The following is a 21,523-nucleotide window of genomic DNA, read 5'->3' on the forward strand; positions in this document are numbered from 1 at the left end:
TGCCGGGTGACAACGTGTCGATCACGGTCAAGCTGATTGCCCCGATCGCCATGGAAGAAGGCCTGCGCTTTGCCATCCGCGAAGGCGGTCGCACCGTCGGCGCCGGCGTGGTTGCCAAGATCATCGCTTAAGGACCTTGCGAGGCAGACCACTCGCGAAGGCGATGTGCTCGGCCTCAACTGATTAACAGCCCTCGTGGGGTATCGCCAGTAGGGGTATAGCTCAATTGGCAGAGCGTCGGTCTCCAAAACCGAAGGTTGTAGGTTCGATTCCTACTGCCCCTGCCACTCAACAGGATTAGCCGGAGGCCGAATCCACCCTGTTTTGTGGTGTCACAAGCCCACCGAAGTCGTGAAGACCTCTGGTGGGCTTGCGTGTCTCAAGCTTTTGGCTTTTTCACGCGTTTTGAAAAGTATTGTCTGGATCGTCATGGCCACTTCCGAAGTTCAAACCGTCCACTCCGGCGCCGACAAGGCCAAGCTGGCGGCTGCCATTGCGCTCCTCCTGGGCTCGTTCGTGGCCTTCTACCTGTTGTCCGCTCAAGGCGCGCTGGCACAGTGGGGTGCCCTGGTCGTGCTGCTGGCTGCTGCGGTGGTGGTGTTTGCCATCTCCGAATCCGGCAAGCAGTTGCTGGCCTTTGGCCGTGATGCCTGGCGCGAAGTGAAGAAGGTCGTTTGGCCCGCCCGCAAGGAGGCCATCCAGATGACGGCTTACGTGTTCGCGTTCGTGTTCGTGATGGCCCTGTTCCTGTGGCTGACCGACAAGACCGTCGAATGGGTGTTTTACGACCTGATCCTGGGCTGGAGAAAATGATGACAGAGCAAAACAGTCCCTTGACCGCTGCCGAGGGTATGCGCTGGTACGTGGTGCATGCCTATTCCGGCATGGAGAAGGCCGCCGAGCGAAACATCATCGAGCGCATCACTCGGGCTGGCATGCAGGACAAGTTCGGCCGCATCCTGGTCCCCACCGAAGAGGTGGTGGAGATGAAAAACGGCCAGAAACGCACCACCGAACGCAAGTTCTTTCCTGGCTATGTGCTGGTTGAAATGGTGATGGACGACGACACCTGGCATCTGGTCAAGCACACCAACAAGGTGACCGGTTTCGTCGGCGGCGCGAAGAACCGCCCGGCACCGATCTCCGAGGAAGACGTTCAGAAGATCGTCAATCAGATGCAAGAAGGCACGGACAAACCGCGCCACAAGGTCGAATTCGTCGTGGGCGAATACGTCCGCGTGAAGGAAGGCCCCTTCACCGACTTCAACGGTACCGTTGAAGAGGTCAACTACGAGAAGAACAAGATGCGCGTGTCCGTGACCATCTTTGGTCGGGCGACGCCGGTGGAGCTGGAGTTCAGCCAGGTCGAGAAGACCTGATCGTTTTTCGTGGCACAGGCGGGTCGGCCCGACGCCTGTGCCATCTGATCTTTCCCGGGTCCCCAACCGCGAGGAGGTTGCCTTTCATGGCAACCGTTTGCACTCGCAGGAGCTGAAAAATGGCGAAAAAAATCGTCGGTTTCATCAAGCTGCAAGTGCCAGCTGGTAAAGCCAATCCTTCCCCACCGATCGGTCCGGCGCTGGGTCAGCGCGGCCTGAACATCATGGAGTTCTGCAAGGCGTTCAACGCCCAGACCCAGGGCGTCGAGCCCGGTCTGCCGCTGCCCGTGGTGATCACGGCCTTTGCGGACAAGAGCTTCACCTTCATCATCAAGACGCCGCCGGCGACGACACTGATCAAGAAGGCCATCAAGCTGGACAAGGGCTCCTCGGTGCCCAACAAGAACAAGGTCGGCAAGATCACCCGCGCACAGCTCGAAGAGATCGCCAAGACCAAGATGAAAGACATGACCGCAGCCGATGTGGACGCCGCCGTGCGCACCATCGCTGGGTCGGCCCGTTCGATGGGCGTGATTGTGGAGGGCGTGTAAATGGCCAAGCTGACCAAAAAACAGAAAGCCTTCGAAGGCAAGGTCGACAGCAACAAGCTGTACCCGTTGACGGACGCGCTGGCAATCGTCAAGGAATGCGCCAACGCCAAGTTTGACGAGTCGATCGACGTGGCGATTCAGCTTGGCGTGGACGCCAAGAAGTCCGACCAGGTGGTGCGTGGTGCCGTCGTGATGCCCAATGGCACCGGCAAGACCAAGCGCGTGGCGGTTTTCGCACAGGGCGCCAAGGCTGAAGAAGCCAAGGCCGCCGGCGCCGACATCGTGGGCATGGACGACCTGGCTGCCGAGATCAAGAGTGGCAACATGAACTTCGACGTGGTCATTGCCTCGCCGGACGCGATGCGCATCGTCGGTACCCTGGGTCAGATCCTGGGTCCGCGCGGCCTCATGCCCAACCCCAAGGTTGGCACCGTGACGCCCGATGTGGCGCAAGCCGTGCGCAATGCCAAGGCGGGTCAGGTGCAGTTCCGTGTCGACAAGGCAGGCATCGTGCATGGCACCATCGGCCGCCGTTCGTTTGATGCCGACAAGCTCCAGGGCAACCTGGTGGCGTTGCTGGACGCGTTGACCAAGGCCAAGCCCGCCACCAGCAAGGGTGTCTACCTGCGCAAGGTGGCGGTGTCGTCGACGATGGGTGTGGGTGTCCGCGTGGACACCCAGTCCATCTCGGCGTAATCGCAAGGGATTCGGGCCTTTCGGGGCCCGGGTGTGGTGGGCCCGGGGCCGGCGCAAGCTGGTCCGGGGGCCATCCAAGACCGTTGGTGCTGGTGCAAACCAGCTTAATTGTGACAAGCCAACGCAGATGGCGATCCCGCTGCAGATGGAACAAGTTCCGAAACAGTTGGTCGCTGCAATGAGGCGTGCCGCAGGTCCTCAGGGGCCGAAGGCACATTTAAGGAGTAGACCTTGAGTCTGAATCGCAGTGAGAAAGAAGCGGTCATTTCTGAAGTGACCAGCCTCGCCGCTAAAGCTCAAACGCTCGTGATGGCGGAATACCGTGGCATCACGGTCGCGAACATGGACAAACTGCGCGTGACAGCCCGCAGCAATGGTGTGAGCCTGAGTGTTCTGAAGAACACCCTGGCCCGCCGTGCGGTGGCTGGCAGCTCGTTTGAAGTGGCCGCTGACCAGATGACCGGCCCGCTGATCTATGGCTTTTCTGAAGACGCCGTGGCCGCCGCGAAAGTGGTGGCCGATTTCGCGAAGACCAACGACAAGCTGGTGATTCGCGGTGGCGTGTACGGAGGCAAAGTCCTGGACGTCGCTGGCGTGAAGACGCTTGCCAACATCCCTTCCAAGGAAGTGTTGCTGGCTCAGCTGTGCGGCTTGCTGATGTCCCCCATCTCGCGGACGGCCGTGGTGCTGGGCGCGTTGGCGGCCAAAAAAGGCGAAGGCGCTGCCGCACCGGCAGCAGAAGAAGCGGCTGCTGCCTGAGTGGCGCGGCACGTTCGTTCAAACCAATTGTTAGGAAATCAAAATGGCATTCGATAAAGACGCATTTCTGACCTCGCTGGACAGCATGACGGTCATGGAACTCAACGACCTGGTGAAAGCCATCGAAGAGAAGTTTGGCGTGAGCGCAGCCGCCATGGCCGCTCCGGCCGCTGGTGGCGGCGGTGGCGGCGCAGCCGCTGCTGCAGAAGAGAAGACCGAGTTCAACGTGGTGCTGGTCGAGGCTGGCGCCAACAAGGTTTCGGTCATCAAGGCCGTGCGCGAAATCACCGGCCTGGGCCTCAAGGAAGCCAAGGATCTGGTGGATGGCGCTCCGAAGAACGTCAAGGAAGCGATCGCCAAGGCCGACGCGGAAGCCGCTGTGAAGAAGCTGGTGGAAGCCGGCGCCAAGGCCGAGCTGAAGTAATTTGCTCGTGTCCCGAGGCTGGAGTGCCCGAAAGGGCCTCCAGCCTTCTGTGCTTTCAGAGCACACCCACAAGCGCGGTCCGTGACCCCGTTTTTGAGTGTCTTCTGACCCCGACTGCAGAAGACGACTTGGTTCGGGCCTGTGTGCAATGCACAGGCCGTCCGCCAATGGTTGGTAGAGGCCAGCCACCAAGAAAGCCACCAGGAGTCCATCCCTGGTAGGCAAGACAGTCGCCGCAGACCTCAAGCCCGGAGATCTCATGGCCTCAGCATCGAAATATTCCTACACCGAACGCAAGCGCATCCGCAAGAGCTTTGGTACCCGCGAAAACGTTCTCGCGATTCCCTACCTGCTCCAGATGCAGAAGGACGCCTACACCGCGTTCCTGCAGGCCGACAGCGCACCGAAGAAACGCACCAACGAAGGCCTCCAGGCGGCGTTCGAAGCCGCTTTCCCGATCGTCTCCCACAACGGTTTCGTGGAGATGAAGTTCGTCGAGTACAACCTGGCCAAGCCCGCCTTCGACGTGCGCGAATGCCAGACCCGTGGCCTGACCTTCGCCTCGGCGGTGCGCGCGCGCGTGCAGCTCATCATCTACGACCGCGAGTCGTCGACCGCCCAATCCAAGGTGATCAAGGAAGTGAAGGAGCAAGAGGTCTACATGGGCGAAGTTCCCCTGATGACCGAGAAGGGCTCCTTCATCATCAACGGCACCGAGCGCGTGATCGTGTCTCAGCTGCACCGCTCGCCCGGCGTGTTCTTCGAGCACGACAAGGGCAAGACCCACAGTTCGGGCAAGCTGCTGTTCTCCGCGCGCATCATTCCCTACCGTGGTTCGTGGCTCGACTTCGAGTTCGACCCCAAGGACGTGCTGTTCTTCCGTGTCGACCGCCGCCGCAAGATGCCGGTCACCATCCTGCTCAAGGCCATCGGCCTGACGCCGGAAACCATTCTGGCCAACTTCTTCGTCAACGACCACTTCCGCCTGATGGACAGCGGTGCGCAGATGGCTTTCGTGCCCGAGCGCCTGCGCGGTGAGGTGGCGCGTTTCGACATCACCGACAAGAGCGGCAAAGTGGTGGTGGCCAAGGACAAGCGCATCACCGTGCGCCACACCCGTGAGCTGGAGCAGTCGGGCACCACGCATATCAGCGTGCCTGAAGACTTCATGATCGGCCGCGTCGTGGCCCGCAACATCGTGGACGCCGACACCGGCGAGATCATCGCCAAGGCCAACGAAGAGCTGACCGAAGCCTTGCTGAAGAAGCTGCGCACCGCCGGTGTGCAGGATCTGCAGTGCCTCTACACCAACGAACTTGACCAGGGTGCGTACATCTCGCAGACCCTGCGCATCGACGAAACCGCCGACGAATTCGCTGCGCGGGTAGCCATCTACCGCATGATGCGCCCCGGCGAGCCGCCGACCGAAGACGCCGTGCAGGCCCTGTTCCACCGCCTGTTCTACAACCCGGACACGTACGATCTCTCGCGCGTGGGCCGCATGAAGTTCAATGCCCGCGTGGGCCGCGACGAATCCACCGGCGCGATGGTGCTCTCCAACGAAGACATCCTGGCTGTGGTCAAGATTCTGGTGGACCTGCGCAACGGCCGTGGTGAAGTCGACGACATCGACCACCTGGGCAACCGCCGCGTGCGCTGTGTCGGCGAACTCGCCGAGAACCAGTACCGCACAGGCCTGGCGCGCATCGAGAAGGCTGTGAAGGAACGCCTCGGCCAGGCAGAGCAAGAACCGCTGATGCCGCACGACCTGATCAACTCCAAGCCGATTTCTGCGGCGCTCAAGGAGTTCTTCGGCGCCTCGCAACTGTCGCAATTCATGGACCAGACCAACCCGCTGGCCGAGATCACGCACAAGCGTCGCGTCTCAGCCCTGGGCCCGGGCGGCCTGACCCGCGAGCGCGCTGGCTTCGAGGTGCGCGACGTGCACGTGACCCACTATGGCCGTGTCTGCCCGATTGAAACGCCGGAAGGCCCGAACATCGGCCTGATCAACTCGCTCGCCCTGTACGCGCGCCTGAACGAATACGGCTTCATTGAAACGCCGTATCGCCGCGTGATAGATGGCAAGGTGACGAACCAGATCGACTACCTGTCGGCCATCGAGGAAGGCAAGTACGTCATCGCCCAGGCCAATGCCGCGCTGGACGCCGAAGGCCGCCTGACCGGTGACCTGATCTCTGCCCGTGAAAAAGGCGAGTCGATCCTGACCCCGGCCGACACCATCCAGTACATGGACGTGTCGCCCGCGCAGATCGTCTCGGTGGCCGCTTCGCTGGTGCCTTTCCTGGAGCACGACGATGCAAACCGCGCGTTGATGGGTGCCAACATGTCGCGTCAGGCGGTGCCTGTGCTGCGCCCTGAGAAGCCCCTCGTGGGCACCGGCATCGAGCGCGTCGCTGCGATCGACTCCGGCACCGTGGTGACCGCCAAGCGCGGTGGCGTGGTCGACTATGTGGACGCGACGCGCATCGTGATCCGCGTGAACGACGCCGAAGCGGTGGCAGGCGAAGTGGGTGTGGACATCTACAACCTCATCAAATACCAGCGTTCCAACCAGAACACCAACATCCACCAGCGTCCCATCGTGAAGAAGGGCGACAAGCTCGCCTCAGGCGACGTGATCGCCGACGGCGCTTCGACCGACCTGGGTGAAATCTCGATCGGCCAGAACATGCTGATCGCCTTCATGCCCTGGAATGGCTACAACTTCGAAGACTCGATCCTGATCTCCGAACGCGTGGTCGCCGATGACCGCTACACCTCGATTCACATCGAGGAACTGGTGGTGATGGCGCGCGACACCAAGCTGGGCGCGGAGGAAATCACCCGCGACATCCCCAACCTGGCCGAACAGCAGCTCAACCGCCTGGACGATTCCGGCATCATCTACGTGGGCGCCGAAGTGCTGCCCGGCGATGTGCTGGTCGGCAAGGTCACGCCCAAGGGGGAGACCACGCTGACGCCGGAAGAAAAACTGCTGCGTGCGATCTTCGGCGAAAAGGCCTCCGACGTGAAGGACACTTCGCTGCGCGTGGACCAGGGCTCGCAAGGCACCGTGATCGACGTGCAGGTGTTCACCCGCGAAGGCATCACGCGCGACAAGCGCGCCCAGCAGATCATCGACGACGAGCTCAAGCGCTTCCGCCTGGACCTGAACGACCAGCTGCGCATCGTGGAAGCCGATGCGTTCGACCGCATCGAAAAGCTGCTGACCGGCAAGCTCGCCAACGGCGGCCCGAAGAAGCTGGCCAAGGGCACCACCATCGACAAAGCCTACCTGGATGAAGTCGAGAAGTACCACTGGTTTGACATCCGCCCGGCCGACGACAACGTGGCTGCCCAGCTCGAGTCCATCAAGAACTCCATGGAGCAGACGCGCCACAGCTTCGACCTCGCATTCGAAGAGAAGCGCAAGAAGCTCACGCAGGGTGATGAACTTCCTGCGGGCGTGCTCAAGATGGTCAAGGTGTATCTGGCCGTCAAGCGACGTCTGCAACCTGGCGACAAGATGGCCGGCCGTCACGGCAACAAGGGCGTGGTCTCCAAGATCGTGCCCGTGGAAGACATGCCTTACATGGCCGACGGTACCCCCGCCGACATCGTGCTCAACCCGCTGGGCGTGCCTTCGCGCATGAACGTGGGCCAGGTGCTCGAAGTTCACCTGGGCTGGGCCGCCAAGGGCCTGGGCCAGCGCATCGGTGACATGCTGCAGGCCGAGGCCAAAGCAACGGAGGTGCGCCAGTTCCTGGAGCAGATCTACAACCAGGCCGGCAAGAAGGAAACGCTCGGCGCGCTCAGCGACGCTGACGTGTTCGAGATGGCCGACAACCTGCAGCACGGTGTGCCGTTTGCCACGCCGGTGTTTGATGGTGCCTCGGAAGACGAGATTCGCGCCATGCTCAAGCTCGCGTATCCGGACGACATCGCACAGGTCAAGGGTCTGACAGAAACCCGCACCCAGGCGCAGCTGTACGACGGCCGCACGGGTGACGCATTCGAGCGCAAGACCACCGTGGGCTACATGCACTTCCTGAAGCTGCATCACCTGGTCGACGACAAGATGCACGCACGTTCCACCGGCCCGTACTCGCTCGTGACCCAGCAGCCGCTGGGCGGCAAGGCGCAGTTCGGCGGTCAGCGCTTCGGCGAAATGGAAGTGTGGGCGCTGGAAGCCTACGGCGCGTCGTACATCCTGCAGGAAATGCTCACCGTCAAGTCCGACGACGTGCAAGGCCGCACCAAGGTGTACGAATCCATCGTCAAGGGCGAGCACACGATTGACGCGGGCATGCCCGAGTCGTTCAACGTGCTGGTCAAGGAAATCCGCTCGCTCGGTATCGACATCGAGCTGGAACGTTCCTGATTCACCGAACTTAAGGAAAGTACCCATGAAATCTTTGCTCGACCTGTTCAAGCAGTTCACGCCCGACGAGCACTTCGATGCGATCCGCATCGGCCTTGCTTCGCCGGAAAAAATCCGTTCCTGGTCCTTCGGTGAAGTCAAGAAACCCGAGACCATCAACTACCGTACGTTCAAGCCCGAACGCGACGGCCTGTTCTGCGCCAAGATCTTTGGCCCCATCAAGGACTACGAATGCCTGTGCGGCAAGTACAAGCGCTTGAAGCACCGCGGTGTCATCTGCGAGAAGTGCGGCGTTGAAGTCACGCAGACCAAGGTGCGCCGCGAGCGCATGGGCCACATCGACCTGGCGGCACCTTGCGCTCACATCTGGTTCCTGAAGTCGCTGCCTTCGCGTCTGGGTCTGATTCTGGACATGACGCTGCGCGACATCGAGCGCGTGCTGTACTTCGAAGCCTACGTGATCGTTGATCCGGGCATGACCCCATTGAAGAAGTTCGCGATCATGAGCGAGGACGACTTCGACGCCAAGCGCAAGGAATTCGGCGACGAGTTCATTGCCAAGATGGGTGCCGAAGGCATCAAGGAATTGCTGCAGGCCATCGACCTCGATATCGAGATCGAGAAGCTGCGCAACGACCTGACGGGTTCTGAACTCAAGATCAAGAAGAACGCCAAGCGCCTCAAGGTGCTGGAAGCCTTCAAGAAGTCTGGCATCAAGCCTGAGTGGATGGTGCTGGACGTGCTGCCCGTGCTGCCGCCGGACCTGCGTCCGCTGGTGCCGCTGGACGGCGGCCGCTTCGCGACCTCGGACCTGAACGACCTGTACCGCCGCGTCATCAACCGCAACAGCCGCCTGCGCCGCCTGCTCGAACTCAAGGCGCCCGAGATCATTGCGCGCAACGAAAAGCGCATGCTCCAGGAAGCCGTGGACTCGCTGCTGGACAACGGCCGTCGTGGCAAGGCGATGACCGGCGCCAACAAGCGCGCGCTGAAGTCGCTGGCCGACATGATCAAGGGCAAGAGCGGTCGTTTCCGCCAGAACTTGCTGGGCAAACGCGTCGACTACTCGGGCCGTTCGGTCATCGTGGTCGGCCCCACGCTCAAGCTGCACCAGTGCGGTCTGCCCAAGCTGATGGCCCTGGAGCTGTTCAAGCCCTTTATCTTCTCGCGCCTGGAAGCCATGGGCATCGCGACCACCATCAAGGCCGCGAAGAAGGAAGTTGAAGCCGGCACGCCGGTGGTGTGGGACATCCTGGAAGAGGTCATCAAGGAACACCCGGTGATGCTCAACCGCGCACCGACGCTGCACCGCCTGGGCATCCAGGCGTTCGAGCCGATCCTGATCGAAGGCAAGGCGATCCAGCTGCATCCACTGGTTTGTGCGGCCTTCAACGCCGACTTCGACGGTGACCAGATGGCCGTTCACGTGCCACTGTCGGTGGAGGCGCAGCTCGAAGCGCGCACACTGATGCTGGCCTCGAACAACATCCTGTTCCCCGCCAACGGCGAGCCTTCCATCGTGCCGTCGCAAGACGTGGTGCTGGGTCTGTACTACGCCACCCGCGAGCGCATCAACGCCAAGGGCGAAGGCATGATCTTCGCTGATCTGTCCGAGCTGCAACGCGCCCTGGACAACGCCATGGTGGAGATCACCGCCAGGATCAGCGTGCGCCTGACCCAGCAGATGCTGGACAAGGCCACCGGTGAGTGGGTGTCGACGACCTCGCTGGTGGATACCACCGTGGGCCGTGCGCTCCTCTCCGAGATCCTGCCCAAGGGCCTGCCGTTCGACGTGCTGAACAAGGCGCTGAAGAAAAAGGAAATCTCGCGCCTGATCAACACCTCGTTCCGCAAGTGCGGTCTGAAGGAAACCGTGGTGTTCGCCGACAAGCTGCTCCAGAACGGTTTCCGTCTGGCCACGCGCGCCGGGATTTCCATCGCAGTGGACGACATGCTGGTGCCCAAGGAGAAGCCCGCCATCATCGACCGCGCCGAGAACGAGGTGAAGGAAATCGCCCAGCAGTACGCGTCCGGTCTGGTGACCGCTGGCGAGCGCTACAACAAGGTGGTGGACATCTGGGGCAAGGCGGGCGACGAGATCTCCAAGGTCATGATGGCGCAGCTCGCCAAGCAGAAGACCACCGACCGGCACGGCAAGGAAGTGGATCAGGAGTCCTTCAACTCCATCTACATGATGGCCGACTCGGGCGCACGCGGTTCTGCGGCGCAGATCCGCCAGCTGGCTGGTATGCGCGGCCTGATGGCCAAGCCCGATGGCTCCATCATCGAGACACCGATCACGGCAAACTTCCGTGAAGGCCTCAACGTGCTGCAGTACTTCATCTCCACGCACGGCGCCCGCAAAGGCCTGGCCGACACGGCGCTGAAGACGGCAAACTCCGGTTACCTCACGCGCCGCCTGGTGGACGTGACGCAGGATCTGGTGGTCAACAGCCACGACTGCGGCACCACCAACGGCACGCTGATGCGCGCCATCGTCGAGGGCGGTGAGGTCATCGAATCGCTGCGTGACCGTATCCTGGGCCGCACCACGGCCGAGGAAGTGATCCACCCTGAAACGCGCTCGGTGCTGGTGCCCGCGGGCGAGATGCTCGACGAAGACATGCTCGACGAGCTGGAAGTCGCTGGCGTGGACGAAGTCAAGGTCCGCACGGCACTGACCTGCGAAACCCGCTTCGGCATCTGCGCCAAGTGCTACGGCCGTGACCTGGGCCGTGGCGGCCTGGTGAACATCGGCGAGGCGGTCGGTGTGATCGCAGCCCAGTCGATCGGTGAGCCCGGCACGCAGCTGACCATGCGCACCTTCCACATCGGTGGTGCGGCATCGCGTGCGGCGGTGGCCTCCAGCGTGGAAGCCAAGTCCAGCGGCTCGATCGGCTTCAACGCCACGATGCGCTACGTGACCAACACCAAGGGCGAACTGGTGGTGATCGCTCGCTCTGGCGAGATCATCATTCACGACGAACATGGTCGCGAGCGCGAGCGCCACAAGGTGCCTTACGGCGCCACGCTGTCGGTCAAGGCCGACCAGCAGATCAAGGCTGGCGCCATTCTCGCCAACTGGGATCCGCTGACGCGCCCTATCATCACGGAATTCGCCGGTCAGGTGAAGTTCGAGAACGTCGAAGAGGGCCTCACCGTGGCCAAGCAGGTCAACGATGTGACCGGCCTGTCCTCGCTGGTGGTGATCGATCCGAAGCACCGTGGCTCGGCCAAGGTGGTGCGTCCGCTGGTCAAGCTGCTTGACTCTGCTGGCAACGAAGTGAAGATCCCTGGCACTGATCACTCGGTGACGGTGGGCTTTCAGGTTGGTGCGCTGCTCGAAGTGCGCGACGGCCAGGACGTCGGCCCTGGCCACGTGCTGGCGCGCATCCCGGTCGAAGGCCAGAAGACTCGCGACATCACCGGCGGTCTGCCGCGTGTGGCCGAGTTGTTCGAAGCCCGTAGCCCGAAGGACAAGGGCATGCTGGCCGAGATGACCGGCACCGTGTCGTTCGGCAAGGAGACCAAAGGCAAGGTTCGCCTGCAGATCACCGACCCCGAAGGCAAGGTGTGGGACGAGCTCATCCCCAAGGAAAAGAACATCCTGGTGCACGAAGGCCAGGTGGTCAACAAGGGCGAGAGCATCGTGGACGGCCCGGCCGACCCGCAGGACATCCTGCGCCTGCTGGGCATCGAGGAACTCTCGCGCTACATCGTCGATGAAGTGCAGGACGTCTACCGTCTCCAGGGTGTGAAGATCAACGACAAGCACATCGAGGTGATCGTTCGCCAGATGCTGCGCCGCGTGGTCGTCGACAGCGTGGGCGATTCGAGCTACATCGCTGGCGAACAGGTCGAGCGCTCGGAGATCCTCAACACCAACGACGCGTTGCGTGCCGAGGGCAAGCTGCCGGCGGTGTACAGCAACATCCTGCTGGGCATCACCAAGGCTTCGCTGTCCACCGACTCGTTCATCTCGGCGGCTTCCTTCCAGGAAACCACCCGCGTGTTGACCGAAGCGGCCATCATGGGCAAGCGCGACGAGCTGCGAGGTCTGAAGGAAAACGTGATCGTGGGTCGTCTGATCCCGGCCGGTACCGGCATGGCCTACCACGAGGCGCGCAAGGTCAAGGAGAAGATGGACGACGAGGAACGCCGTGCCATCGCCGAAGCCGACGCGATCTCGCTGGCCGCAGACCAGGCGGACCAGGCCGATGCAGCGAGCACCAATGAAGCTTCTGAATAAGGCTTGAAGCAGCGCCTCGCGCGCCGCTGAATCTCCAGACGCCTCCGGTCATCCGACCGGGGGCGTTTTTCGTTGCGAGGCCGTCAAACCTCACGCAACCCCTCGAAAACGCTGGGGTATATTGGCCGCGCCTGCCGGCGGGCGGGCTGTGCAATCCAACAAGGAGTTCCGAATATGTCCGTCTCGCTCTGGGTGGTGCTGGCCGTGGGCCTGGTGGTGTTCTTCTGGGCGGTGGGCGCCTACAACCGCCTGGTGCGGCTGAAGAATGCGATTGCCAACGCCTTTGGCCAGATCGACGTGCAGCTCAAGCGCCGCTACGACCTGATCCCCAACCTGGTGGAAGTGGCGCGACGCTATCTGGCGCACGAAGCCCAGACGCTGGAAGCCGTGATTGCAGCGCGCAACCAGGCGCGCACCGCCGAACAGACGGCAGCGGGCAACCCGCTCAACGCTGGCGCGCTCGGAGCCCTGGCCGGCGCCGAGCAGTTGCTGGGCGGTGCCCTGGGCAAACTGTTTGCCGTGGTGGAGGCCTACCCCGACCTCAAGGCCGACCAGAACATGCGCGAACTCAGCGAAGAGCTCGCCAGCACCGAGAACCGCGTGGGCTTTGCGCGGCAGGCGTACAACGATCAGGTGCTCGAATTCAACGATGCTGCCGCGCAGTTTCCCACGCTCATCATTGCGAGGTTGTTCGGGTTCATGCCGCAAAGCATGCTGGAGTCGACCGCGAGCGAAGCAGAGCGGGCGAGCCTGCGCATCCAGATGTGAGCGGCCGCCCCGCCTGATGCGTTTCTTCGAATTCCAGCGCGACGCCCGAGGCGAAACCCGGCGGCTGCTTTTCGCCTTCGCACTCACCGTGGCGCTGCTGGTGGTGGCGGTCAATGCCGCGCTGGCATTGGCCTGGGGGCTCACCTGGGGCTTCTGGATGCCGGGTGAGCTGACCTACCCGCGCCACTATTTCGCCGTCAACACGGCTGTCACGCTGCTCTTCGTCCTGGGTGGCTGGTGGGTCGAGACTTCGCGGCTGGCCGATGGCGGTGGTCAGCGCCTGGCCGAGCAAATGGGGGCGCGGCTGGCGCAGCCCTCGGGCGACTTCGACGAGCAGCGCTTGTGCAACATCGTCGATGAAATGGCCATCTCTTCGAATCTGAAGCGACCCCAGGCCATGGTGCTCGCACGCGACCAGGGCATCAACGCGTTTGCCGCGGGCTGGGACGAGGACGACGCGGTCGTGGCAGTGACGCGCGGCGCGCTCGATCACCTCACACGCGAAGAACTGCAAGGCCTGGTGGCGCACGAACTCAGCCACATCGGTGAAGGCGACACACGCTTGAACATGCGTCTGGTAGGCATGGTCTTCGGGCTGGAGATGCTGTTTCGCCTGGGGCAGCATCTGTTCGAGCCCGACACCCGCGACCGCCGGATGGCCGCCGCTCTGATCGGGCTGGCCATCATGGCCGCAGGCTGGCTGGGCTGGCTCGCGGGGCACGCCTTGCAGGCGGCGGTGTCGCGCCAGCGCGAGTACCTGGCCGACGCCCGGGCGGTGCAATGGACGCGCAGCCGCGACGGCCTGGGTGGCGTGTTGCGCAAGGTGCTCACCCAGCGGCGCGAGGGCATCGAAAACCGTTCCACCGGCTCGCTGGTGCAGCACATGCTGCTGGTGGCCAACGAGAGCGGTCAGGTCGCACACTGGCTCGACTCTCACCCGCCGATTGCGCAGCGCATCCGCCGCATTTATGGCCGCGACATGGGACCGCTGCCGCTTTCACGCGAGGAAGCGCCCGCCGTTGGCGGTGTGTGACACTGGCGGTCCCGCCGCCAGGCCCGCCTCCGGAATCCGCTGTTGACCGCTCCCGCCACTCCTTCGCTCGCCCCCAGCCTGTCCACCCAGTTGCGCGCCACCGCCCGTTGCGTGCGCGCGGTGGAGCAGGGCCGCTCGCTCAGCGATGTGCTGCCCGAGGTGCAGCCCGCGCTTCGGCCGGGTGTGCAGGCGCTCACCTTTCACGTCCTGCGCCACCTCGGCGTGGCGCGCGCGCTGGTGGCGCTGCTGGCCGAGCGCAAGCCGCAGGCGGCGGTGCAAAGCCTCCTGCACAGCGCGGTGGCTTTGCTGCTCGAGCCCACCGATGGCGTGCGCTATGCGCCGCACACGGTGGTGAACCAGGCCGTGGAGGCCGCCCGTGCCGACCGCGCCACCGAGCGCCAGGCTTCGTTCATCAACGCCTGTCTGCGCCGCTTCCTGCGCGAGCAGTCCGATCTGCAGGCCGAGGTCGAGCGCGACCCTGTGGCACGCTGGAACCATCCCCATTGGTGGATCGAGCGCCTGCGGCGAGACCACCCTCAGGACTGGCAGGCCATCCTGACGGCCAACAACCGGCCTGGCCCCATGACGCTGCGTGTGAACCGCCGTCGCATCGACCGCGCCAGTTATCGGCAAGCCCTGCAAGCCGTCGGCCTGACGTCCACTCCGGTGGGCAGCGACGGCCTGGAACTCGCGGCCGCGCAGCCTGTGGAGCGCCTGCCCGGGTTCGCTCAAGGCGAGTGCTCGGTGCAGGACGCCGCTGCGCAGATGGCGGCCGATCTGCTGCTCGAGGGTCGCGACTGGAGCCGGGCCGATCGTGTGCTCGACGCCTGCGCCGCGCCCGGGGGCAAGACCGCGCATCTGCTCGAACGCGCCGATCTCGATCTGCTCGCGCTGGATGTGGACCCCAGGCGATGCGAACGCATCCAGGACACCCTGACCCGGTTGGGCCTGCAAGCCGAGGTGCGCTCTGCCGATGCCGCCCGACCGCAGGCCTGGTGGGACGGTCGGCCCTTCGACGCTATCTTGCTGGATGCTCCTTGCACCGCTTCGGGCATCGTGAGACGCCATCCGGACGTGCGCTGGCTGCGCCGTGAGGCCGATGTGGCCGCGCTGGTGGCCGTGCAGCGCGGGCTGCTGGAGGCCCTGTGGCCACTGCTCAAACCAGGAGGTCGTTTGTTGTACGCCACCTGCTCGGTGTTCCGCGCCGAGGGCTCCGAACAGGTCCGGGCGTTCCTTGAGCACCACACTGAGGCAGTCGTTCGCCCCTCCGTGGGGCATTTGCTGCCGGGTTTGCCGGTCCCCTCCGGGGAGTTCAACGACAATCATCCGGGTGGACAAGACGGCTTTTTTTACACCCGGATCGACAAGGCCCTGCCTTGAAGTGCCCCGCTGCGCCGAGCGCCGGAGCCGGGGCTTGAGCCTGGCCTTTCGCCGGCTTCGGGATCTGTGGCTGGCACTGGCGTGGCTCGTTTTGTGGCCCGCGCAAGCCCAGGCGCCGCTGCTCGACCAGCTCACCCTGCAGCGCACCGCCGAGGCGCTGTACCTCTCGGCGCGCATGGAAATCAACCCCTCTTCCGTGGTGGAAGACGCACTGCTCAAAGCTGTGCCACTGTATTTTGTCTGGCGCGCCGACGTCTACCGCGACCGCTGGTATTGGACCGACAAGCGCGTGACCACCGCCTTTCGCACCCTGCGTCTGGCCTACCAGCCACTCACGCGCCGATGGCGAGTGAGCCTCTCCAACGAAACCGGCAGTTCCAATGGTGGTGCGGGCCTGCAGTACGCCTTGCACCAGAACTTCGACACCCTCTCGGAAGCCCTGGCTGGCGTGGCGCGTGTCTCGCGCTGGCGCATCGTGGGGGCGGACCGGCTGGAACCCGGCTCCTCCCACCGGGTCGAATTCGCTTTCCGCCTCGATCTCTCCCTGTTGCCCCGCCCATTCCAGATCGGCATGGCCAATCAGCCCGAATGGGCCATCGAGTTGCAGCGTTCGTTGGACGTGCCAGAAGGCGTCGAGCCCGACAAGCCGCTCCTGACCGAGGGCGTGCAGGCCGTGGAAGTGACGGGCGAAACGCCCAAGTACGAGCCTGCCCGCTGATACCCTCGCGGTCCAGCCCGACCGCAGACCACCGTGACACCCACCAGCGAACCCCTGCACCCCCGCCGAAAGACCGCCGCCGTGCGCTGGGCGGTGGGCGCCGGCCTGGTCTTCATGGCCGGCGTGGGCATGGTGCTGCTGTTCTTGCTCACGCTGGCCACCAACAACCGCGCGCTATACGAACAGAATTTCACCTGGCTGGTCGGCATCAACGTGGCCGTGGCGGCATTCCTGCTGCTGGTCATTCTCTGGCTGGCCCTGCGTCTGGCTCTGCGCCTCAAACGCGGCAAATTCGGCAGCCGGCTGCTGATCAAGCTGGCCGCCATCATCGGGCTGGTGGGCATCCTGCCCGGCGTGCTCATCTACACCGTGTCCTACCAGTTCGTCTCGCGCTCCATCGAGAGTTGGTTCGACGTGCGAGTGGAATCAGCGCTGACCGCCGGCCTGAATCTAGGGCGCACCACGCTCGAGACCCTCACCGCTGACCTCAGCAGCAAGACCCGCGTGGCGGCCGAGAGCCTTTCGCGCGTACCCAACTCGTCGGCCGTGCTCGCCCTGGAGCGCTTGCGAGAACAACTTGGCGTGACCGATCTGGTGCTCTGGAGCGCCAGCGGCCAGGCGCTCGGCAGTTCGGGACTCTCGCGGTTTGACATCAATCCCGAGCGGCCAACGCCTGCGCAGTTGCGCAATGCGCGCAACTCGCGTGTCGTGGCGCAGATCGAGGGGCTGGAAGAGGGCGCAGAAACCGACATCGAGGCACTCATCGCCGTCAGCCAGGCGAGCATCAAGGTGCTGGCCCTCGTGAGTCCGCCCAATTTCGGGCTCAACGCTGAGCCTCGTTACTTGCAGGTGGTGGTTCCGCTGCCCAGTGCGCTGGTCACCGACGCGCTGGCCGTGCAGGTGGCCAACCGCGAATACCAGGAGCGCGCGTTGACGCGCGAAGGCCTGCGTCGCATGTACATCGGCACGCTCACGCTGGCGCTGTTCCTCGCCGTGTTTGGCGCCGTGCTGCTGGCCGTGTTGCTGGGCAACCAGCTCGTGCGCCCGCTGCTGGTGCTGGCCGAGGGCATGCGCGAAGTGGCCGCTGGCAACCTCGCGCCCAAGACCGCGCTGACCTCCCGCGACGAACTCGCCAGCCTCACCCGCACCTTTGCCCACATGACGCAAGACCTGGCCGATGCGCGCGGCGCTGTCCAGAAAAGCATGGAGCAAGTGGACGCCGCCCGCGACAACCTGCAGACCATTCTGGACAACCTCACCGCGGGCGTCGTGGTGCTGGATGAACAGGGGCGCCTGCACAGCGTCAACCCGGGCGCGGCCCGCATCCTGCGCACGCCGTTGGCGTTGCACATGGGCCAGCCGCTGGCCAAGGTGCCCGGGCTCGAAGCGTTCGCTTCCGGCGTGCTGCAGCAGTTCGAGCGCTTTCTCTCCGAACAGACCCTGCACGAAGGAGGCCATTGGCAACAGTCCTTCGAACTCAGTGCGGATGGCAACACCCCGTTTGACGAAGGCATCACACTCATCGCGCGTGGCGCGCTGCTGCCGCACAACGAGCGCCTGCTGGTGTTCGACGACGTGTCCGAAATGGTCTCCGCCCAACGCGCCAAAGCCTGGGGTGAAGTGGCGCGCCGGCTCGCGCACGAGATCAAGAACCCGCTCACCCCGATCCAGCTATCGGCCGAGCGCCTGGCCATGAAGCTCGACGGCAAGGTGCAGCCGGCCGAGCAGGCCATTCTCAACAAGTCGGTTCGCACCATCGTCGACCAGGTCGACGCCATGAAGCGGCTCGTCAACGAATTCCGCGACTACGCGCGCCTGCCCGCCGCCCGCCTCGCACCTACCGACCTCAACGCCCTGGTGCGCGACATCCTCGTGCTGTACGACCACGCCGCCGTGCCGGTGCGCCTGGAGCTCGCCGAAGACCTGCCGCTCGCCCTGGCCGACGGACAGCAGGTGCGCCAGACCCTGCACAACCTGGTGCAGAACGCGCAGGACGCCATGGCTGGCCTGCCCGGCGCCCAGGTGGTGCTGCGCACCCGCCGTTCCGACTCGGGGCAGTGGGTGCGCCTGAGCGTGCTCGACCAGGGGCCGGGATTTGCCGAGCACATCCTCAAACGTGCCTTCGAACCCTATGTCACCACCAAGACCAAAGGCACCGGCCTGGGCCTGGCCGTGGTCAAGAAAATCATGGACGAACACGGTGGGCGGGTCGATCTGGCCAATCGCATGACCGAAGGCAAGGTGACGGGTGCCCAAGTGTCGTTATCATTCGCAGTTGCGAATTGACAACATGCTCCAAGGGAAGCACACCGAGCCATGGCAACTATTCTGGTCGTAGATGACGAATTGGGCATCCGGGATCTGCTCTCCGAGATCCTCAACGACGAAGGTCACACGGTCGAACTGGCCGAGAATGCCGCGCAGGCGCGCGCCGTGCGTTCTCAGTTGCGCCCCGACCTCGTGCTGCTCGACATCTGGATGCCCGACACCGATGGCGTCACGCTCCTCAAGGAATGGGCCAGCACCGGCCTCTTGTCCATGCCCGTCATCATGATGAGCGGTCACGCCACCATCGACACCGCGGTGGAGGCCACGCGCATCGGCGCCACCGCGTTCCTCGAAAAGCCCATCACCTTGCAGAAACTTCTCAAGGCAGTGGACCAGGGTCTCAACAAGTCCTCCCCCAAGCCCGCCAACAGCCACAGCGTCGCCGCCATGCCGTCCATGCGCATTGGCGGCATCGTCACCGCCAGCGAACTCACGGTTGAATCCGTCATGACCGGTGGCGTGCTTCACGAGCCCATGCTCGACCTCGGCCCGCAGGCCTCGCAATCCTTCAACCTCGAAGGCCCGCTGCGCGAAGCCCGCGACGAGTTCGAGAAAGCCTACTTCGAATACCACCTGGCCAAAGAGTCCGGCTCCATGACCCGAGTGGCCGAAAAAACCGGCCTGGAACGCACCCACCTCTACCGCAAGCTCAAGCAGCTTGGCGTGGACCTGGCGCGCAGCAAACGCAACGCCCTCTGAGCCCGCCAGCCCCGGAAAACCGGGGCGAGGAAGCTGCTACAATCTCGCTTCTTCCAAAGGCCCGGTAGCTCAGTTGGTAGAGCAGCGGATTGAAAATCCGCGTGTCGGTGGTTCGATTCCGCCCCAGGCCACCAGAACATGCAAGCCCTTGATTCTTAACGAATCAAGGGCTTTTTGTTTTGGCCTTCACATGATGTCCGTTGGTTTCTGGTGCACCCAACAGTTACACCGTGAACCCTTCTATCGTTGCCTCATCGAGGCGCAAGGCCTCCCGCTCTCGCTTTCTCATGCCCCAGCCATTCAAGCATCCCAAAAGCGGTGTCTATTACCTGAGGCGCAAGGTGCCTATTCCGCGTAGGGATGCGCTGGGACGCACCGTGGAGTCCAAAATTTGGGTATGGACTGGCTTGGTGTGTTTGCGTAGTATTGCCCCGAGTGTGCAGATCGCTGTTGCGGCAGATGGATGGGGCATGTTTCAAATCGAAGGTCGTTGAAAAGTGACCGCTCGAGGAGGTTCAAATTTTGCCAGGGGTAACCGTTATCCAAACAGAGGGTTGATATGAATCTGACAGTTCGACGGTCACTTGTCGCTATGGTGCTCAGTATTGGCTCCACTAGTCTCGTGCTCGGTGCGGAGTTCCCGGAAGGGGCCACTAAGCCCAACGCTGAAGAGCTCAAACAGCGACTGGCGGACAAAATTTTTGACGTCAAATTGGCCAACGGTGGCTCTTGGCGGCTTGAATACAAGAGCAACGGCTACTTTTTCATAAATACGAACACCAACTTCAATGGCACAGGAGACTGGCACACAGAAGATGGAAAAATCTGTGGAAACCTTAGGGGACGAGGACCGGCATGCAACGATGCTCGTCTCTTCAATGGGGTAATCCACTACTTGCGAGATAACGGCGAAGTGGTGCAATTTGTTGCAAGGTAAATTCATCAGGCCTGCTATCTGTCAATAGACCATTGCCTTCATATCGTCGCTGACTAATGATGCTGGCTGCGGAGTGTGAGGGCCAGATCATGGTCGTGCCGAGCCCAGCATTTAGTTGGTGCGAGGCAAGGAACGGGCTGTGGGCCGAGCTCATTGGCTCGGTGGCGTGACGCGCGCCAGCTGGCTAACGCGGCTCTATTGATCGAGGTTGCAGAGCACCCTCAAGCCGTCAATTGCGCTGCCATTTGCCAACCGGTGCCCATTGCTCTTGGGCGGCGACCGCTGTTGTGTGCCAGTGGCTGAGGGCCACCTCGCTCCAATAAACGTGGCGCCCCAAGCGCACGGGGGGCGGAAAATCCCCATCGCGCACCATCATCTCGAGGCAGCGGGGGGAGACGGCCAGGCGTTCGCAGACGGTGGCTTTGTTCAGAAGGGTCGGGCTTGCAGGGGCCATGGTGGGTACACCAAGAGTTGCTGATGCTCCGTATAGCGCTGCACTCGCCCCATGTTTGCCTACACCGTTATGGAGGGGCAAATTTCTCTGTCATTTTTCTGGCGTTTTTGGAATAGAATGGCTGCGTTAGTATGCGCTAGGCCGCGTTAGAGTGCGGCTAAGTGCATGATTCATATGGGGGTTGCGTTTCTCTTCGCCACGCTGACCTGGGTTTTACCCTTTGAAAATCCGCGTGTCGGTGGTTCGATTCCGCCCCAGGCCACCAAACATCTCGCAAAAGCCCATCCGTCGCGATGGGCTTTTTGCTTTTCAGGATTGCCCCATGACCCCAAACACACCTCTGACCGTCAACGCTGAATGGGTGTCGCGAACGGTCAAGCTGCTCTGCACACGCACGCTCCAGCAATTCGCTGACGAAGCGCGTCAGGATGGCGAGAGCCTGCGTGATCTGGTGGACCGCTACGACATCGACTTTGCGTGGCAGGTTCTGGGTTCGCAGCGGCTGCTCGACGCGACCGTCGCTGAGCTGGAAAGCCGCATGGAACGGAAACCGACGTCTCAGCAGCAGGCCGAAGTGGTCGCTGTGCTGCATGCCGTGGCCTTAGGCCTTGCGTCCGACCAACTCATGAGCTTCGACAATGATCTGGCGCAGCAGCTGGCCGAGATGATGATCGAGCTCTGGGGCGCGGCCCAGAAAGAGCGCGCTCCGTCCGAAGCCGTTTGACGAGAACCAGCGGCGGATGCCGCCAACGAAGAGCGTCAAG

At 63.1% G+C, this 21,523-nt stretch carries 16 protein-coding genes, 2 tRNA genes and 1 pseudogene; all 19 read left to right on the plus strand.

The annotated features are described in order from the left end of the window. Positions 1-131 (plus strand): annotated as a pseudogene (locus AB7F11_RS19045) (elongation factor Tu); the annotation flags it as partial. A gap of 80 nt (positions 132-211) precedes the next feature. Continuing rightward, positions 212-287, plus strand: a tRNA-Trp gene (locus AB7F11_RS19050). 142 nt (positions 288-429) lie between these two features. Beyond that, entirely contained in the window at positions 430-813 is a 384-nt protein-coding gene (gene secE, locus AB7F11_RS19055) for a preprotein translocase subunit SecE (protein ID WP_428291397.1), read from the plus strand. Then, the gene (nusG, locus tag AB7F11_RS19060) at positions 813-1,379 is read left to right on the plus strand and encodes a transcription termination/antitermination protein NusG (protein ID WP_428291398.1); all 567 of its coding nucleotides are present in this window, start codon (positions 813-815) and stop codon (positions 1,377-1,379) included. The genes secE and nusG overlap by 1 nt, the downstream gene beginning before the upstream one ends. A 119-nt stretch (positions 1,380-1,498) precedes the next feature. Next, entirely contained in the window at positions 1,499-1,930 is a 432-nt protein-coding gene (rplK, locus tag AB7F11_RS19065) for a 50S ribosomal protein L11 (RefSeq protein WP_137922451.1), read from the plus strand. Continuing rightward, positions 1,931-2,626 carry a 50S ribosomal protein L1 gene (rplA, locus tag AB7F11_RS19070; RefSeq protein ID WP_428291399.1) on the plus strand — a complete coding sequence of 232 codons (696 nt, stop codon included), beginning with the start codon at positions 1,931-1,933 and terminating at the stop codon, positions 2,624-2,626. A gap of 231 nt (positions 2,627-2,857) precedes the next feature. Beyond that, positions 2,858-3,385, plus strand: coding sequence for a 50S ribosomal protein L10 (gene rplJ / locus AB7F11_RS19075; protein ID WP_428291400.1), 528 nt, complete (start codon positions 2,858-2,860; stop codon positions 3,383-3,385). Between the two features lie 43 nt (positions 3,386-3,428). Then, positions 3,429-3,809 (plus strand): 50S ribosomal protein L7/L12, encoded by a 381-nt coding sequence (gene rplL, locus AB7F11_RS19080; protein WP_428291401.1) that lies wholly within the window; start codon positions 3,429-3,431, stop codon positions 3,807-3,809. Positions 3,810-4,068: 259 nt separating this feature from the next. After that, entirely contained in the window at positions 4,069-8,193 is a 4,125-nt protein-coding gene (rpoB, locus tag AB7F11_RS19085; RefSeq protein WP_428300806.1) for a DNA-directed RNA polymerase subunit beta, read from the plus strand. Between the two features lie 25 nt (positions 8,194-8,218). Continuing rightward, complete coding sequence (gene rpoC / locus AB7F11_RS19090) at positions 8,219-12,442, plus strand: DNA-directed RNA polymerase subunit beta' (protein WP_428300310.1); 4,224 nt, start codon at positions 8,219-8,221, stop codon at positions 12,440-12,442. A gap of 174 nt (positions 12,443-12,616) precedes the next feature. After that, positions 12,617-13,210: a LemA family protein gene (locus AB7F11_RS19095; RefSeq protein WP_428291404.1), complete on the plus strand. Its 594-nt coding sequence runs from the start codon at positions 12,617-12,619 to the stop codon at positions 13,208-13,210. A gap of 16 nt (positions 13,211-13,226) precedes the next feature. Beyond that, a complete protein-coding gene (locus tag AB7F11_RS19100; RefSeq protein WP_428291405.1) occupies positions 13,227-14,243 on the plus strand; it encodes a M48 family metalloprotease in 1,017 nt (338 codons plus the stop codon). Between the two features lie 42 nt (positions 14,244-14,285). Next, the gene (gene rsmB, locus AB7F11_RS19105; protein WP_428291406.1) at positions 14,286-15,623 is read left to right on the plus strand and encodes a 16S rRNA (cytosine(967)-C(5))-methyltransferase RsmB; all 1,338 of its coding nucleotides are present in this window, start codon (positions 14,286-14,288) and stop codon (positions 15,621-15,623) included. 34 nt (positions 15,624-15,657) lie between these two features. Further along, entirely contained in the window at positions 15,658-16,341 is a 684-nt protein-coding gene (locus AB7F11_RS19110; protein WP_428291407.1) for a DUF4390 domain-containing protein, read from the plus strand. Positions 16,342-16,374: 33 nt separating this feature from the next. Beyond that, positions 16,375-18,627 (plus strand): ATP-binding protein, encoded by a 2,253-nt coding sequence (locus tag AB7F11_RS19115; protein ID WP_428290649.1) that lies wholly within the window; start codon positions 16,375-16,377, stop codon positions 18,625-18,627. A gap of 30 nt (positions 18,628-18,657) precedes the next feature. Further along, positions 18,658-19,368, plus strand: a complete 711-nt coding sequence (locus AB7F11_RS19120) for a response regulator (protein WP_428290650.1) — start codon at positions 18,658-18,660, stop codon at positions 19,366-19,368. Between the two features lie 58 nt (positions 19,369-19,426). Then, positions 19,427-19,502 (plus strand) — tRNA-Phe (locus tag AB7F11_RS19125). 425 nt (positions 19,503-19,927) lie between these two features. Beyond that, entirely contained in the window at positions 19,928-20,305 is a 378-nt protein-coding gene (locus AB7F11_RS19130; protein ID WP_428290651.1) for a hypothetical protein, read from the plus strand. A gap of 776 nt (positions 20,306-21,081) precedes the next feature. After that, positions 21,082-21,483: a hypothetical protein gene (locus AB7F11_RS19135; protein ID WP_428290652.1), complete on the plus strand. Its 402-nt coding sequence runs from the start codon at positions 21,082-21,084 to the stop codon at positions 21,481-21,483. Positions 21,484-21,523: the final 40 nt, after the last annotated feature.

Source organism: Hydrogenophaga sp. (assembly GCF_050250835.1).
In the GTDB taxonomy this organism is placed as follows: Bacteria; Pseudomonadota; Gammaproteobacteria; order Burkholderiales; family Burkholderiaceae_C; genus Hydrogenophaga.

Coding starts and splice junctions, on each gene's coding strand:
- AB7F11_RS19095 (WP_428291404.1), top strand. CDS start 12,617: ATGTCCGTCTCGCTCTGGGTGGTGCTGGCCGTGGGCCTGGTGGTGTTC.
- rplA (WP_428291399.1), top strand. CDS start 1,931: ATGGCCAAGCTGACCAAAAAACAGAAAGCCTTCGAAGGCAAGGTCGAC.
- rplL (WP_428291401.1), top strand. CDS start 3,429: ATGGCATTCGATAAAGACGCATTTCTGACCTCGCTGGACAGCATGACG.
- AB7F11_RS19120 (WP_428290650.1), top strand. CDS start 18,658: ATGGCAACTATTCTGGTCGTAGATGACGAATTGGGCATCCGGGATCTG.
- secE (WP_428291397.1), top strand. CDS start 430: ATGGCCACTTCCGAAGTTCAAACCGTCCACTCCGGCGCCGACAAGGCC.
- AB7F11_RS19130 (WP_428290651.1), top strand. CDS start 19,928: ATGAATCTGACAGTTCGACGGTCACTTGTCGCTATGGTGCTCAGTATT.
- rplK (WP_137922451.1), top strand. CDS start 1,499: ATGGCGAAAAAAATCGTCGGTTTCATCAAGCTGCAAGTGCCAGCTGGT.
- AB7F11_RS19100 (WP_428291405.1), top strand. CDS start 13,227: ATGCGTTTCTTCGAATTCCAGCGCGACGCCCGAGGCGAAACCCGGCGG.
- rpoB (WP_428300806.1), top strand. CDS start 4,069: ATGGCCTCAGCATCGAAATATTCCTACACCGAACGCAAGCGCATCCGC.
- AB7F11_RS19135 (WP_428290652.1), top strand. CDS start 21,082: ATGACCCCAAACACACCTCTGACCGTCAACGCTGAATGGGTGTCGCGA.
- nusG (WP_428291398.1), top strand. CDS start 813: ATGACAGAGCAAAACAGTCCCTTGACCGCTGCCGAGGGTATGCGCTGG.
- rpoC (WP_428300310.1), top strand. CDS start 8,219: ATGAAATCTTTGCTCGACCTGTTCAAGCAGTTCACGCCCGACGAGCAC.